Origin of the sequence: Collinsella aerofaciens, from assembly GCF_028209885.1 — a bacterium.
In the GTDB taxonomy this organism is placed as follows: domain Bacteria; phylum Actinomycetota; class Coriobacteriia; order Coriobacteriales; family Coriobacteriaceae; genus Collinsella; species Collinsella aerofaciens_BA.
Map to the genome: position 1 here is coordinate 1 of NZ_JAQLEM010000041.1, position 14,340 is coordinate 14,340.

The following is a 14,340-nucleotide window of genomic DNA, read 5'->3' on the forward strand; positions in this document are numbered from 1 at the left end:
GAACGTCCCCAACGACTACTTCTATACAGCAAAAAGGGGTGCTGACCATTTCGGTCGGCACCCCTTTAAGTTGCGGTGAAATAGGGACTAAATGGGGGCTCTAGACGCCAAAACAGCCCCTATTCCACCGCAACTTCATGGGGATGTGTGACAATGCCCGTCGGAAAACATCTGCTGTCTTTGGGGGTCTATCTATGCTGTACGAGTTTTGTGCCGAGAACGTTGAGCGGGTGCCGGCGGCTATCGATGCCGGTGCAAGGCGTATTGAACTGTGCGACAACCTTGCCGTCGGTGGCACTACACCCTCGGCCGGTGTTATCAGCGCTACAGTCAGCTATGCTCACGAGCATGACGCGCGAGTGATGTGCATGATTCGCCCGCGTGGCGGTGACTTTCATTACAACCAAGACGAGCTGCGCATGATGGAGATGGACCTGGGCCTTGCCGTAAGCGCCGGCGTTGACGGCTTGGTCTTTGGCAGCTGCAAGCCCTGCGCTGGCGGATGGGCGCTCGACGAGCTTACGTTGGGCGCCCTCGTGATGGCCGCGGGCTGCGCGACCGAGGAATGCAAGCGTGAGCCCATCGACATCACCTTCCACATGGCGTTTGATCAGCTCTCGCCCGAGGCTCAGCTCGACGCGATTGACATACTCGCCGACTGCGGCATCACACGCATCCTGACGCATGGTGGCGCTGCCGGTACGCCGATCGAGGACAACTTCGAAAACCTGGCCCGCTTGATCGAGTATGCGGGCGACCGCTTGACCATCCTTCCCGGCGGCGGCATTTCCACGGTCAACCGCGATACCGTGGCGGCGGCACTGGGCGTCTCCGAGCTCCATGGCACCAAGATTGTGCCGCTGGAGGTATAACCCGTGGCGCTGGTATTTGACGTTCAGCAGGCGAACGGTAAGCCCGACGACAACCGTCGTCCCGGCACCGCGTGCCCCTTTTGCGATACAGAAGGGCTCACCGACATCATTCGCCGTGATGGCGATTGTATTTGGCTCGAGAATAAGTTCAAGACCCTGCGCGCCACCCGTCAAACCGTGCTGATCGAGTCGGCCGATCACGATGCCGACCTGGTGACCTATGAGCCGGATGAACTCCACCATGTGATGCGGTTTGCCCTGGGTTGCTGGCAGCAGATGATCGATTCACAGCAGTATCGAAGCGTGCTCATGTACAAGAACAAGGGTCCGCTCTCGGGCGGTAGCCTCGTTCATCCGCACATGCAGATTGTGGGTTTGGAGCAGGAAGACGGCTATGCGGCGCTGACCTCAGCCAACTTTGAAGGCATCAGTGTCTGGCAACAGGGGAGAATCTCGGTCGACATCTCAACCGAACCGATTATGGGGTTCTTTGAGGTCAATGTTTCAGCCCCGCAGGGAATCGCCGCCAGCGATGACACGAGAGACCAAGCCGAGGCGGATCTCTTCGCCGATGCGATCCAGGTAGCTCTGCGCTATATCCTGAACGAGCACCACGGTGGTCGCGCAGAGTCGTACAACCTGTTCTTCTATCACCTGGGCGGTCTGACCATTGCCAAGGCGCTGCCGCGTTGGGTGGTTTCGCCCTACTTTGTCGGCTATCGTTTGGCCCAGGTCAATGCCGAGACAACGCTCGATGTCGATGCTGAGCGCCTGCGTGCGCATCTGGAAACGCTCGTATAGTAAGACCAACACCCGCGTAATGCGGACAGTCTAGCGTCCCATGGCGTCGCGGCCGGCCTCGACCCGCTTGCGCTGGGCGGCGCGCTCCTCGCCGGTCAGACGCTCAAAGAAGTGCCCGATAAGCGAGGCGAGCACCTGCTGAAACAACGTTCCACACATGACGGGAAACACAACTTCGCCCGGAAAGTATTGCGTGGCGATGACGGCGCCCGAAGAGATATTGCGCATGCCGCAGGTAAAGCACATGGTAGCCGTCTCGCTATATGGCAGATGCAGCGCACGGGCGACCAGAAAACCGATGACAAAGCCGCTGATGGCGAAGGTCAAAATAAAGAGGGCGACTTCCAGGCGCACCGCGTTCATGTGCAGCACGTACTCGCTCATGGCGGTGGAGTTGGAGGCGATAACGCCCATCATCATGAATTTGCAGGCGGGCGAGAGCGCGGGGGAGAGCTTCTCGTGTCCCCATCCACGCGTGAGCTCGTTGATCACGATGCCGAGCACGGCGGGGATGGCGATCATAAAGGCCATGTCTTGCATCATGCTCGGCACATCGATCGAGACGGTGGCACCCAGCAAGAGCTTAAGCGTGAGCGGAATCGTCACAGGGGAGATAACTGAGGACGTCAGGATGATAGTGAGCGCGAGCGGGCCGTTGCCGCCGAACATGCTGATCCACATAAAAGCGGTGACGGCCACGGGCACGCTGTACTCGAGCACGATGCCGCAGACAAGGTTGGGGTTGGAGTCAAAGAAGAGTGACCCTATGGCGTACGCCGCGATGGGAATAAGCACTGCCGAGACCAGCAGCGCCAGAATCAGGTGCAGCGGACGGTGGAACACCTCGGCTACCTGGTGAAAAGTGTTGCTGAGCGCGCCCTGAAACGTCATAAAGGCGAAGAGGGCGGGAACAATGGGCTTGAGCACGCCGATCTGCTGGGGAAAGAGCACTCCGAGCGCCACGCAAATCGGAACGATGATCTGCATATGCCCCGCGAGGAACTTTCCCAGTCCAGCCCATTGCTTCATATGTCCCGTGACTCCCTTTATCCGCGAACTCGTTTGTATGGATATGCTAGACGCTCGTATGCGTCCGTGCGGCTGAAACGCTCGATTATTTCGAGGCCATTACCGCCATCGTTTGCCGAAACCGCGGCGCACCGCGGCGTTTTGCGTCCGTGCCGCACGGTATAATAAATCCGTTCAACAGATCTGCCTGCCGAAGCGGGCATACACAGAGGACTCATCGCTATGAACCGTGAGAGGTATCGCGGCGACCTGCCCCTATCGGGGGTGGGCGCCTATGTCATCGCTTAAGACGACGCATCGCTGGGCGGTCGCTCGGCAAAACCCCGAGCTCGAAAAGGAGCTTTCGGCTGGCCTGGGCATACCCGGGCTGGTGGCGCGCATTATGGTTGCGCACGGCATTACATCCATCGAGGAAGGCCAACTGTTTTTGACGCCTTCGCTCGATCGCGACTGGGCGGACCCGCTCGTTATTCCGGGCATGGCGGTCGTCGCCGACCGCGTTGAGCGCGCTGTTCGCAGTCACGAGCGCATCGCCGTCTTTGGCGATTTTGACGTCGACGGCATAACGTCGACTTGTCTGTTGACCGAGGCGCTGCGGATGTTTGGCGCCAATGTCACACCGTTTATCCCGCACCGCTTTGACGAGGGGTACGGCCTGTCGCGTGCGGCGCTCGACCGCGTCAACGAGCTCGCCCAACCCAACCTGATTGTGACCGTCGATAACGGTATTGCTGCCAAGGAAGAGGTCTCCTATCTGGAGAGCCTGGGGATCGATTTGGTGGTCACGGACCATCACGAGCCTTCCGACCAGGTGCCGCAGGGCGTGCCCCTGACCGACCCCAAGCTCGAGGACGAGGGTCCCTCGCGCGAGCTTGCCGGTGCCGGCGTGGCACTCAAACTGGTGCAGGTCCTGGGCGAGCGTTTGGGCAAGCCGTCGTATTGGCGTTCGCTGATAGAGGTCGCGGCGCTGGGCACCGTATCCGACATGATGCCGCTCACGCCCGAGAATCGCGCACTGGTCGCCGAGGGCATCCAGCAGATGCGCGTGACGGCCCGTCCCGGCTATATCGCGCTTGCCGCACTTGCCAAGGCCGATCTTTCTACCATTACGGCCGACGGCCTGTCATTCTCGCTCATTCCCCGCTTAAACGCTGCCGGTCGCATGGCCGATCCCAAGCTGGCGCTCGACCTGCTGCTTGCCCGCAATCCCATCGAAGCAAGCGCGCTGGCGGCTGAGCTCGAGGAAATCAACCGCCAGCGCCGTGAGATCGAGGCGGAGCTCACGCGCGATGCCATGGCAAAGGTCGAGGAGACCTATGACGGCGGACGCGCGATCGTCGTGGGCGGCGAAGGCTGGCACGAGGGTGTCAAGGGCATCGTGGCAAGCCGTCTGACCAACCGCTATCACGTGCCGGCGCTGCTGTTCTCGATCGAGGACGGTATCGCGCGCGGCTCTGGTCGCTCGGTGGGCAAAGTTAACCTGTTTGACGCCGTCGAGCGCTGTTCCGACCTGCTGATTCGTCGCGGCGGACATGCCGGTGCGGTGGGTGTGACCATCGAGGCATCCAAGCTCGATGAATTCCGTCGTCGCCTTTCCGCCGTGCTATCGGAGATTCCCGCCGAGGACTTTGAAGACATCGACGAGGTTGCCGCCACGGTCGACCTTTCCGAGCTGAATATCGAGACTATAGAGCAGATTTCCCGTCTTGAGCCGTTTGGCCAGGGCAACAAGGTGCCGCTGCTGGCCGCCGAGGGCGTGACGATGTGCGATCGCGCCGTGGTGGGCAAAACCGGCGAGCACATGCGCTTTGTGGCGACCGATGGCGCCGCAAGCGTGCCGGCCATTATGTTCCGCGTGCCGCAAATCGATAAGCTCATCAACTGCGATAGTGCTGTCGACTTGGTGTTCGAGGCCGTTGCCGAGCATTGGCAGGGGCGTGTGAAGCCCAAGCTCATGATCAAGGATGTTCTGGTCCGCGATACCACGCTGCCCAGCGTCGACGATCCGGCATGCGAGCTTCGTCGTGGCGTGCAGCCGGCGGATTCCGGCCTGCGCCTGGAGTCGCGTAAGCGCGAGACACTCGCCCAGCTTTCTTATACCGAGCTGACGCGCTCGCTTATCCATAGCTTTATAGGCTCGAACCAGCCGCACCGCGCGCAGGTCGAGGCGCTCGATGCCCTGGCCGATCACCAAAGTGTTCTGGCCGTTATGGGAACGGGGCGCGGCAAGTCGCTCATCTTCCATGTGCATGCCGCGCGCGAGGCGGTTCTTCGCGGGCGTGCGAGCATCTTTGTCTATCCGCTGCGCGCGCTCGTTGCCGACCAGGCCTATCACCTCTCGTCGACGATGGCCGCGCTCGGCATTGGCGTCGGCGTGTTGACCGGCGAGACCGTGGAGGCGGCGCGCGATGACGTGTTTGCCGGCTTGGCTTCGGGCCGTACCGGCATCGTGCTCACGACGCCCGAGTTCCTGTCCATTCACCGCGACCGCTTTGCGCGTTCGGGGCGCATCGGTTTTGTCGTTATCGATGAGGCGCACCACGCTGGCCTTGCCAAGGGCGGCGACCGCAGCGCCTATCTCGACATGCCCGATATCCTCAAAGCCCTGGGCGACCCGGTCGTTATGGCCGCGACGGCCACCGCGACGGCTCCGGTCGTGGCCGAGCTTGCCCGCACGCTTCCGATCACTCACACGGTGGTCGACGAGACGGTGCGCGAGAACCTGCAGCTCGAGGACGACCGAGATCTTGCGAGCCGCGAGAACCGTTTGGTGTCGATCGTGGCGACGGGGGAGAAGACCGTCATTTACGTCAATTCGCGCGACCAGTCCGTGGCGCTCGCCAAGACACTACGCAAACGCGTTCCCGACTGTGCGACCCGTATCGCGTTCTATAACGCTGGCCTTACGCGCACCGACCGCCATCGCGTAGAGGAGGCGTTTCGAGACGGCAGCCTCAGCTGCATCGTCTCGACATCCGCCTTTGGCGAGGGCGTCAACCTTCCCGATATTCGCCATGTCGTGCTCTATCACATGCCGTTTGGCGGCATTGAGTTTAACCAGATGAGCGGCCGCGCCGGTCGCGATGGCCAACCCGCCGTGATCCATCTACTCTATTCGTCGCGTGACGCCCGTATTAACGAGCGCCTGCTCGACTGCTATGCGCCCGAGCGCGACGAGCTCGTCACGCTCTATCGCGCGCTGCAGACCATGTGGCGCTCCAACCGCGGCAAGACCGGGGACGATTCCTTTAGCGCGAGCGATATCGACATCGCGCAGATGTGCCTTGCCATCGATGCTCGCACGCCGGTCGACGAGCGCTCGGTGGAAAGCGGCTTGGGAATCTTCGAAGAGCTTGGTTTTTGTCGCATTTCGGGGTTTGACGACACCCGTCGCATCGCGATGGCCGAAAACCCCGGCCGCGTGCAATTGAGCAGGTCAATTCGCTATTTGGAGGGCTTGCGCTCGCGCATGGAGTTCTCGGCTTTCCGGAGTTGGGCGCTCGATTCGTGCGCTTCTGATATGCTAGCCAAAGTTAACCGCCCGATCGTACCGCGGGCCTAGGGGAAGGGGACCTCGATGGATGCCGCAGCCCGTACCGCCCATGATTCCACCCTCCAGCCTTTTTCGGAGATGGAGCACTATAAGCATGCCGATGAGCTGCCGCCCGAGATTATGGCGGACAGCTACGACAAGCTGGAGCGCCTGTGCCTCAAATATATGAATGAGGACGACTTTTCTAAGGTTGAGCAGGCCTACTGCTTTGCCGCCGAGAAGCACTGCAACCAAAAGCGCCGCTCGGGCGAGATGTACATTAACCATCCCGTCGAGGTTGCCATCATTTTGGCCGATCTCAAGATGGACTGCGATGTGGTGTGCGCCGCGCTGCTGCACGATACCGTCGAGGATACCGAGACCTCGCTCGCCGATGTTTCCGGCCTGTTCGGCGATACGGTGGCCGAGCTCGTCGATGGCGTGACCAAGCTCACCAATATCGAAGTCGACAGCATGGACGAGAAGCAGGCGCTCACGCTGCGCAAGATGTTCCTCGCCATGTCCAAGGACATTCGCGTCATCATCGTTAAACTTGCCGACCGTCTGCACAACATGCGAACGCTGGCAGCCCTGCGCGAGGATCGTCGCCTGTTTAAGGCTCGCGAGACCATGGACGTGTACGCGCCCTTGGCCGACCGCCTGGGCATGAGCTCTATTAAGTGGGAGCTCGAGGACCTGTCCTTCTTCTACCTGGAGCCCGATGCCTACCAGCGCATCGCGCGCATGGTGGCGGAGTCGCGCGAGGTCCGTGAGCGCTATCTGGCTGAGACCATCAAGACACTCACCGACGAGCTCAACCGCATTGGCCTGGAAGGCTTCCAGATTAACGGCCGTTCCAAGCACTATTGGTCCATCTACCAAAAGATGAAGCGCAAGGGCAAGGAATTCTCCGAGATCTACGACCTGGTGGCACTGCGCGTCATCACGCATTCGGTGCGCGATTGCTACTCCACGCTCGGCGCGGTGCATACGCTGTGGCACCCCATGCCCGGTCGCTTTAAAGACTATATCGCCATGCCCAAGGTCAATAACTACCAGTCGCTCCATACGACGGTTATCGGCCCCACGGCCCGCCCACTCGAGATTCAGATTCGAACCTACGAGATGCATGAGCAGGCCGAGTACGGCATTGCCGCCCACTGGCTATATAAGAAGTCGGGCGGATCGTCTGCGTCTAAGACCAATGATGCCCAGCGTCTGGACGACCAGATTAACTGGCTCAAGCATTCGCTCGATTGGGCTGCGTCTGATGAGATCACCGACGCCAAGGAATATCTGCACTCGCTGAAGGTCGATCTGTTCGACCAGGAGATCTTCGTCTTTACGCCCAAGGGCGAGGTCATGGCGCTTCGTGCCGGCTCCACGCCGCTCGACTTTGCCTACGCCGTTCACACCGAGGTGGGCAACCACTGCGTCGGCGCTAAGATCAACGGTGCGGTGGCCCCGCTCACGCACGAGATCAAGACGGGCGACCGCGTTGAAATCCTTACCAACAAGAGTTCCAAGCCGTCGCGTGATTGGCTCAAGATCGTCAAGACGCCTTCCGCTAAATCAAAGATTCGCCGTTATTTCGCCGCCGCGACCAAAGACGACGACGCTGCTGCCGGCCGCGATATACTGGCCAAGGACCTGCGCAAGCGCGGGTATGGCATCTCGACGCCGCGATCCACGCGTGCGCTCAACGCCGTGGCGGAGCAGTTTAACTACAAGCAGCTCGAGGACTTGTTTGCCGCCGTCGGCGCCGGCAAAGTTGCCCCGCGCGCTGTGGGTAACAAGGTCGAGCAAATCTTGGACCCCAAGCCCGAGGAACAGCTCACCAAGGCCGAGGCTATCGCCGAGGTCGTGAAACAGCCTGCTCGCGGCTCCAACCGCAAGCCGCAAAAGCGCGGCAAGAGCGCTAGTAACGGCATTGTCGTCAAGGGCGAGAGCAACAGCGGCCTGCTGGTCCGTCTGGCTCATTGCTGCAACCCCGTGACGGGCGACGACATCGTCGGCTTCATCACGCGCGGTCGTGGCGTTTCGGTGCATCGCGCCAACTGCCCCAACGTCAAGGGTCTTATGGAACATCCCGAGCGCATGATCGATGTGGAGTGGGACGGCGCTGCCGACACCCTCTTCCAGGTCGAGATCGTGGTCGAGTGCCTGGACCGCATGGGCCTGCTCAAGGATGTCACCATTGCCATTGGCGATGCGGGCGGCAATATCCTTTCTGCCGCCACGTCGACCAACCGCGAGGGTATTGCAACCCTGCGCTTTATGGTCGAGATCTCGGACGCGAGCGGTCTGGATCCGCTGCTGGCTTCCATCAGCAGTGTCGATTCGGTCTACGACGCTCGCCGTCTTATGCCCGGCGAAGGCGGAGCTCAGCTCAAGCGCCGTGTGTAGGTGCGAGAGCCTCTCAGCATCATAGATATTGGTTACGTTCGAGGCATCGTTTGGTGCCTCGAACGTATTTTAGAAGGAGGGTATGCGCATGGGCGATATGACTTTGGACCTGACACCCCGAGGTGCAGCTTCGATTGAGGCACTCGTCAACGGCCCGATTCAGACCAACAGTTACGTCGTGATTTCGAATGACGAGTGCTTAATCGTCGATCCGGCGTGGGAGGGCGAGCGTCTTGTGGAGCATATCCGCACCGCGCATCCCGAGGTTCGCGTACTCGGCTCTGTCTGCACGCACGGTCATGCCGACCATGTTGGCGGGGTCGCCGGGGTTCGAGCTGTCGTTGGCGACAGCGCACTATATGAGTTGTGCGCTAAGGACGTGACGGTGCCTCGCGCAAATATCGAGGAGCAGCGCGCCATGTGGGGTATCGAGACGCCCGATCCGGGTGAGCCGACGCGCTTGCTTGCCGAGGGCGATACAATCGAGGTGGGCGACGTCTGCCTGCAGGTGATCGAGACGCCGGGGCATACGCCGGGCGGCATCGTCCTGTTCGCCGCGACCGAGCAGGGAAACATCGCCTTTGTGGGCGACACGCTTTTCCCGGGCAGCCACGGTCGTACCGATCTTTCCGGCGGTGACGAGGCGGCGATTATGCGCTCGCTCTCCAAACTTGCCAAGATGCTTCCGCCCGATACCGTTTGCTTGACGGGCCATGGCGATTCGACCACGATGGCGCGCGAACTTATGCAGAACCCGTTTATGCAGATGTAGGCTCGAAGCCGTCTTCCGAACCACGAAGACCGCTCAATCGTCAAGCTATTTTCCCCAGTGGGTCGATTCTGTGGGGCAAACGGTCAAAATTTGTCCAATCGGATGGTATTCGTGAACAAACGAACGTTTATGCTCGGGTATGTCGTGGTAAAATCTCAGGCGTTATCGGAGCAACCTTACAGGAGGTTTCTTTTATGCTCGTCAACGCAGCAGACATGCTCAAGAAGGCCGAGGCCGGCAAGTATGGTCTCGGTGCCTTCAACACCAACAACCTCGAGTGGACCCTGGCTATTCTCCAGGCCGCCGAGGAGGCCAAGTCTCCGCTGATCCTTCAGTGCACCGCTGGTGCCGCTAAGTGGATGGGCGGTTTCAAGGTCTGCGCCGACATGGTCAAGGCTGCCGTCGAGGCCACGGGCGTTACCGTTCCCGTCGCCCTTCACCTTGATCACGGTTCTTACGAGGACTGCTTCAAGTGCATCGAGGCCGGCTTCACGTCCATCATGTATGACGGCTCTCACGAGGAGACCTTCCAGCTTAACCTCGACCGCACCAAGGAGCTCGTTGAGCTTGCCCACTCCAAGGGTATGTCCATCGAGGCCGAGGTCGGCGGCATCGGCGGCACCGAGGACGGCGTGACCTCCAGCGGCGAGCTCGCTGATCCTGCTGAGTGCAAGCAGATTGCTGACCTGGGCGTCGACTTCCTTGCCTGCGGTATCGGCAACATCCACGGCGTGTACCCTGCCGACTGGGCTGGCCTTTCCTTCGAGCGTCTGGGCGAGATCAAGGCTCAGACCGGCGACCTGCCCCTCGTTCTGCACGGTGGTACCGGCATCCCCGAGGATCAGATCAAGAAGGCCATCTCCCTGGGTATCTCCAAGATCAACGTCAACACCGATCTGCAGCTCGTCTTCGCCAAGGGCGTTCGCGAGTATATCGAGGCTGGCAAGGATCAGCAGGGCAAGGGCTTTGACCCCCGCAAGCTCCTCAAGCCTGGTCGCGACAACATCGTTGCCCGCACCAAGGAGCTCATGGAGGAGTTTGGCTCCGTCAACAAGGCGTAAGCGTCGCTAAACTTCCCACCGGAAGCCCCGTCTCCCTACACTGTTTCCTTTGCGCTCACCTGGCTTCGCCAGAAGTCGCGCCAAGGAAACAGTTCCGGGAGACGGGGCTTCCTTCGTTTAACGCCGCAGGGTTACGAGCCTGAATTAAGGTGGCTACTGGCTTCGCCAGAAGTCGCGCGACGGAATCAGCTCCGGGTGAACGGGGCCTCCTTCGTTAACTCGCTACAGGGTTACTGGGCTGAATTCATTTTTTGACTACCGCTCGGCGGTGTTGATGGCTCCCTTGTTGGGGCTTTCTTTTTTATCTCGCTACAATGGGCTTCAAGAGTTCTAATGACTTGGAGTTTGGTATGACTGTTATTAATGTACTGCCTTCGGATGGGAAGGTTATTGACGAGGGTCCTGTTGGTTGCTCTGTTGATGTTTGCAATGATGACTTCCGTTTTCTAGATGTTGGCTTGCCACCCGAGATTCTGCGTTTAAAGGACGCGGGGTATCTTTCGCAGGCTATTGAGGCTTGCGACCGCCTACTTGCCCAAGATCCCGATCCCTCGCTCGCTGCCTGCGTTCGCGCCGAGCGGTATCGCATGATCGAGACGCCGCTTCATTTTTCGGTGTCGCGCGATCGAGCTATTGCGATGATTCGCGAGGAGTGGCCTGAGTTTACCGAGGAGCAGTTTGACGATCTGATTGACCGTAAGCGTATTGACTGGCGCTTTATCGATGGCGAGCTGTTCGTTCTCGATAACTTCCTCGATTCGCTTCGCGTATATCCCAAAGAGGCCCCCGGCATGCGTCCCGATTCTACGGACGGAATAGCACTGCGCAACGAGATGCTCAAGGAGATGGAGTCGCAAAACGGATTGGCTCGCGTCATTACGCTTAAAGCGTCCTTGTCTGTCCCCGGCGCTCTGGAGGGGGAGACCGTTTGCGCTTGGCTTCCCGTCGCGGCTGCCTGTCGTCAGCAGTCTCGGGTCGAGATTCTCGACATGACGCCGGAGGGTGCTGTTGCTCCCGCGAACGCTTCGGCGCGTACCGCCTCGTGGTCTTCTTCGAGTGAGCGCTCATTCTCGGTGACCTATCGCTATCACATCGATGCCGCTTATCGCGATATTTATGGGGGTGCGCTTCCGTCGCATCCGTGTATGGACGCGCCGTTGCCCGAAGATATTTCTGAGGACCGTCCGCACATTGCATTCACGCCGTATCTGCAGCAGCTGACGGCCGGTGTTGTTGACGGACTCGAGGATCCGCTCGATCGCGCTCGTGCTATCTATGATTATCTGACGCAGCATATCGACTATCGCTATCAGCCGCCGTACTTGCTTTTGGGATCTATTGCCGATGACTGCGCGCATTCGCTCCGCGGCGATTGCGGCGTTATGGCGCTCACGTTTATCACCATGTGCCGTATTGCCGGTGTGCCTGCCCGTTGGCAGAGCGGCCTGTACGTTGCGCCCGATTCGGTGGGGTCGCACGACTGGGCAGAGTTCTATACGCCGCAGACCGGTTGGCTCAACGCCGACGTGTCATTTGGATCTTCTGCTCGTAGGATGGGGGAGGAGTGGCGTCGTCGTCACTACTTTGGCAATCTCGACCCGTGGCGTATGGTGGCCAACAATCGATTCCAGGCTGAATTTGTGCCTGCTCTCGATGGTATGCGCGAGGATCCCTATGACAACCAGATGGGCGAGGCCTCGGTTGACGGACGTGGATGTCGTAAGCGGGAGATGTTACGCAAGGTTGAGCTTATCGAAATGCTCGAAGTTCCATTTTCGGACTAATCGGTAGAAAGCTGTGATAAACTAACTCACGCATTGCGTGCCCGAGTGGCGGAATTGGCAGACGCAGTGGACTCAAAATCCACCGTTGGCAACAACGTGCGAGTTCGAGTCTCGCCTCGGGCACCATACATGCAAGTGAGCGTTCAAGGGGGTTGCGGCCCCTTTTTCGTGCCGAACTCGCGTGAGCGCGCGAAGCGTTAAGCAAACAGGCCTGCGGCCTGTTTGTAGCGGAGCGTGGCGAGGGCGCCACGCGTCCGAACCCCGGGGCTTCGCGAAGCGAAGGCCCTTCGAGTCTCGCCTCGGGCACCATACATGCAAGCGAGCGTTCAAGGGGGTCAAGGCCCCTTTTTCGTGTACGTAATGTGATAACGCGCTGTACGTGTTATTATTCGCAAGGCGTTGTTCCCGCAATGCCCTAAAGAGGAACCCGAGGGTTCCCACCTTTTGGCGCCAATGAGCAGCTGACTGGTCATACAACTTAGATTCCCTTCCTCAAATCGAGGAAGTCTATGTGTACGACCTGGTTGCTGAGAAGCGTCGGGTTATTTTTTTATGAATGGAGGTAGGGAAAATAGCTAAGTCTGATGACACTCGCATCAACGACGAGATCACTGCATCGTCGTGCCGTTTGATTGGCGTCGATGGCTCTCAGCTCGGCCTGTTCGCCATTCGCGATGCCCAGCGCGTCGCCGACGATCAGGGTCTCGACCTGGTCGAGATCGCTCCCAACGCGGAGCCGCCGGTCTGCAAGGTCATGGACTACGGTAAGTTCAAGTACCAGCAGGCCATGAAGGCCAAGGCTGCTCGTAAGAACCAGTCCAAGGTCGAGGTCAAGGAAATGAAGTTCCGACCCAAGATCGACGTTGGCGACTACGAGACCAAGAAGGGCCACGTTCTGCGTTTCCTCAAGAAGGGCGCACGCGTTAAGATCACCATCATGTTCCGCGGCCGCGAGATGGCTCACCCGGAGCAGGGCCTTAACGTTCTCGAGCGTCTCGCCGAGGATCTCAAGCCTTACGCTACGGTCGAGTCCAAGCCTAAGATGGAAGGCCGTAACATGCTTATGCTGCTCGCCCCGATTAAGGGCGCCTTCGATGAGGATAAAGCGGCAAGCGATACTAAGTAACTAGTGTTCTGTAACCGATTAAGGAGTATTTCATGCCTAAGATGAAGTCCCACAGCGGCACCAAGAAGCGTTTCCGCAAGACTGGTACCGGCAAGCTTATGCGCGCCAAGGCTTTCAAGAGCCACATCCTGAGCAAGAAGTCCACCAAGCGTAAGCGTGGCTTCCGTCAGGAGACCGAGATTGCCGCTGCCGACCGCAAGGTCATCAAGTCGCGTCTCGCCTAAGTTCGCGTTCCCGTTTTTCGTTTTACCGTCTAGGAGTTGATAGAACATGGCACGTATTAAGCGCGCTGTTGCCGCCAAGAAGAAGCGCCGTACCGTTATGCACCGTGCGAAGGGTTACTACGGTGCCGCTTCGCGTACTTACAAGCATGCTAAAGAGCAGGTCCAGCACTCCCTGCAGTATCAGTATCGTGATCGCCGCAACAAGAAGCGCGAGATCCGTTCTCTTTGGATCACTCGTATCAACGCTGCTGCTCGCCTGAACGACATCTCTTACTCTCAGTTCATGCACGGCCTGAAGGTTGCCGGCATCGAGCTCGACCGCAAGGTCCTGGCTCAGATGGCTTACGAGGACATCGAGTCCTTCAACGAGCTGGCTACCATCGCCAAGAAGGCTCTCGAGGCCTAATAGATTCTCTTGAATCGCTAGGGGAGTGTCGCGTTGTGCGCGGCGCTCCCTCTTTTTATCTGAAGCGCTGGTTTATATAGCAAAAGCGCGGGTAGATAGACACATACAGGTGACCGATCTTTATATATCTCTTAACCGAAGGGTCATCATCTGATACGTGCAGTATTTCTGCACCAGCCTTTCTATTACTTATATAGGAAGCGATGTATTGTGTAGGACTTGTGAAGAGTGGAATTCCCGCCCCCGGGGGCCCTCCGGTCTGGCAATATATCTCCTTGCCGCGCGGCCCGGTGCAACCGGGAACCAGCGCAGGCGTGCACCTTGAGA

At 59.3% G+C, this 14,340-nt stretch carries 11 protein-coding genes and 1 tRNA gene; 11 read left to right on the top strand and 1 reads right to left on the bottom strand.

What is annotated here, in order from left to right; genetic code table 11:
• Positions 1-194: 194 nt before the first annotated feature.
• Both PMX21_RS08965 and PMX21_RS08970 read left to right on the top strand, forming a co-directional pair.
• Positions 195-872 (top strand): copper homeostasis protein CutC, encoded by a 678-nt coding sequence (locus PMX21_RS08965; RefSeq protein ID WP_271759181.1) that lies wholly within the window; start codon positions 195-197, stop codon positions 870-872.
• A gap of 3 nt (positions 873-875) precedes the next feature.
• Positions 876-1,673: a DUF4931 domain-containing protein gene (locus tag PMX21_RS08970; protein WP_271759182.1), complete on the top strand. Its 798-nt coding sequence runs from the start codon at positions 876-878 to the stop codon at positions 1,671-1,673.
• Between the two features lie 30 nt (positions 1,674-1,703).
• On the opposite strand, the gene PMX21_RS08975 is transcribed toward PMX21_RS08970, so the two are convergent.
• Entirely contained in the window at positions 1,704-2,702 is a 999-nt protein-coding gene (locus PMX21_RS08975; protein ID WP_271759183.1) for a bile acid:sodium symporter family protein, read from the bottom strand.
• 274 nt (positions 2,703-2,976) lie between these two features.
• Between PMX21_RS08975 and recJ the strand changes: the two genes are divergently transcribed.
• From recJ to rplT, 9 genes are all read left to right on the top strand, one after another.
• Complete coding sequence (gene recJ, locus PMX21_RS08980) at positions 2,977-6,264, top strand: single-stranded-DNA-specific exonuclease RecJ (RefSeq protein WP_195920084.1); 3,288 nt, start codon at positions 2,977-2,979, stop codon at positions 6,262-6,264.
• Between the two features lie 15 nt (positions 6,265-6,279).
• Entirely contained in the window at positions 6,280-8,640 is a 2,361-nt protein-coding gene (locus PMX21_RS08985) for a RelA/SpoT family protein (RefSeq protein WP_271759184.1), read from the top strand.
• An 88-nt stretch (positions 8,641-8,728) separates the two neighbouring features.
• Entirely contained in the window at positions 8,729-9,412 is a 684-nt protein-coding gene (locus tag PMX21_RS08990; protein ID WP_334204080.1) for an MBL fold metallo-hydrolase, read from the top strand.
• A 194-nt stretch (positions 9,413-9,606) separates the two neighbouring features.
• Positions 9,607-10,473 (top strand): class II fructose-1,6-bisphosphate aldolase, encoded by an 867-nt coding sequence (gene fba, locus PMX21_RS08995; protein WP_035137086.1) that lies wholly within the window; start codon positions 9,607-9,609, stop codon positions 10,471-10,473.
• Positions 10,474-10,823: 350 nt separating this feature from the next.
• A complete protein-coding gene (locus PMX21_RS09000) occupies positions 10,824-12,257 on the top strand; it encodes a transglutaminase-like domain-containing protein (RefSeq protein ID WP_271759186.1) in 1,434 nt (477 codons plus the stop codon).
• Positions 12,258-12,296: 39 nt separating this feature from the next.
• A tRNA-Leu gene (locus PMX21_RS09005) sits at positions 12,297-12,383 on the top strand.
• 430 nt (positions 12,384-12,813) lie between these two features.
• On the top strand, positions 12,814-13,383 hold the full coding sequence (gene infC / locus PMX21_RS09010; protein ID WP_006234423.1) for a translation initiation factor IF-3: 570 nt from the start codon (positions 12,814-12,816) through the stop codon (positions 13,381-13,383).
• A gap of 32 nt (positions 13,384-13,415) precedes the next feature.
• The gene (gene rpmI / locus PMX21_RS09015) at positions 13,416-13,607 is read left to right on the top strand and encodes a 50S ribosomal protein L35 (RefSeq protein ID WP_006234422.1); all 192 of its coding nucleotides are present in this window, start codon (positions 13,416-13,418) and stop codon (positions 13,605-13,607) included.
• Between the two features lie 46 nt (positions 13,608-13,653).
• Entirely contained in the window at positions 13,654-14,013 is a 360-nt protein-coding gene (gene rplT, locus PMX21_RS09020) for a 50S ribosomal protein L20 (protein WP_006234421.1), read from the top strand.
• The last annotated feature ends 327 nt before the right edge of the window (positions 14,014-14,340 follow it).